General features: G+C 34.3%; 2 protein-coding genes. One reads left to right on the plus strand and one right to left on the minus strand.

Annotated features, from left to right (window positions below; all coding sequences use genetic code 11):
* Nucleotides 1-117: 117 nt before the first annotated feature.
* Complete coding sequence (locus BM253_RS17100) at nt 118-654, minus strand: lipocalin family protein (RefSeq protein ID WP_091526700.1); 537 nt, start codon at nt 652-654, stop codon at nt 118-120.
* A gap of 97 nt (nt 655-751) precedes the next feature.
* Here BM253_RS17100 and BM253_RS17105 point away from each other — a divergent pair, with 97 nt between their 5' ends.
* Nucleotides 752-1,186, plus strand: a complete 435-nt coding sequence (locus BM253_RS17105) for an FKBP-type peptidyl-prolyl cis-trans isomerase (protein WP_091526702.1) — start codon at nt 752-754, stop codon at nt 1,184-1,186.
* Nucleotides 1,187-1,284: the final 98 nt, after the last annotated feature.

The raw sequence follows: 1,284 nt of genomic DNA on the forward strand, positions 1-1,284 counted from the left end.
CTTCTTTTACACAATGTAGCTTAAATGATACATTGTATTTTACTTTTCTTGTCATAAAAAATGCCCCCAAAAGTGTCTAACTTTTTGGGGGCAGTCCATTTTAGACACCTTCTTTTTTTAATCGTGATGTGGCCAAACCAGTTTATCGGTATCATACCCAAAACTTTGCGCCTTTAAAACAAAATATTGTCTAACAATTTCGGGCATTGTTTTTTCTCTTGATAAAATCCACATATAATCGGTATTCTTTCCAAAAACAAGCGCATACTGATAATCGTTTGTAATTTCAACCACATTGTACTCGTCATAAAAAGGTCCCCAGAAAGACACCTTTAAGGCTCCTGTATTTTTCTTGCGTGGTTTTGCCTTTCCTTCGGCAACTTCCCATTCTTCCTTCACATAATTCCAACCCTGGTTAACTACTTTTATAGAATTGTCTTTGTTTAAACTATAATGAGCGGTGGTATTATCCAAGTTTTTTTCGTGACGAAAATCTAAACGCGCAATTTCGTACCATCTGCCTAAATACCTCATGGTATCAAACGGAGTGACAACAGTAATATCGTCGTTCTTTTTTCGGTTTTTTAGCATCATATAGGCAACCGATCCAATACCTACGGCACCTGCTGTTAATAAAATTTTCTTTCTTTGCATGATTTTTTCTTTTAAAGTTACAAAAAAAGATACTGAAAATCAAAATTGCACTTATAAAGAATGTTTATATTTGATCTTTAAACGATATAAATACCAAATGGGAGTAGCAGAATTATTACAAAAACGCAAGCAGGAATTGGCTGCTAAAAATATAAACGAAGGAGAAATTTTTAGAACAAATTTTGCTTCTGAACCGGATGTTGTAAAATTAGAAAGCGGTGTATTATACAAAATTATTGAAGAAGGTTCGGGAATTTTACCTACTGTTGATAGTAAAGTTAAATGCCATTACCACGGTACTAATATTTACGGTGAAGTGTTTGATAGTTCTGTGGACCGTGGAAAGCCAGCCGATTTTCAAATCAGCAAATTAATAAAAGGTTGGCAAGAAGTGATGCCGCTGCTTACAGTTGGATCTAAAGCTAAAATTGTAATTCCGCCACATGCTGCTTATGGCGAAGAACAAATTTCAAAAGAAATTGGTCCAAACAGTACCTTGATTTTTGAAGTAGAATTGTTGGAAGTTTTATAAAACAAAAGAGGCTGTCTAAAAAGGTCTTTGGTATAATCCCCGACATGTTTTTTGTCGGGGATTTTTTTTATTGTCCTCAAATTTTGTTAACTTGAGGT

Origin of the sequence: Paenimyroides ummariense (assembly GCF_900115115.1) — a bacterium.
GTDB classification, from domain to species: Bacteria; Bacteroidota; Bacteroidia; order Flavobacteriales; family Flavobacteriaceae; genus Flavobacterium; species Flavobacterium ummariense.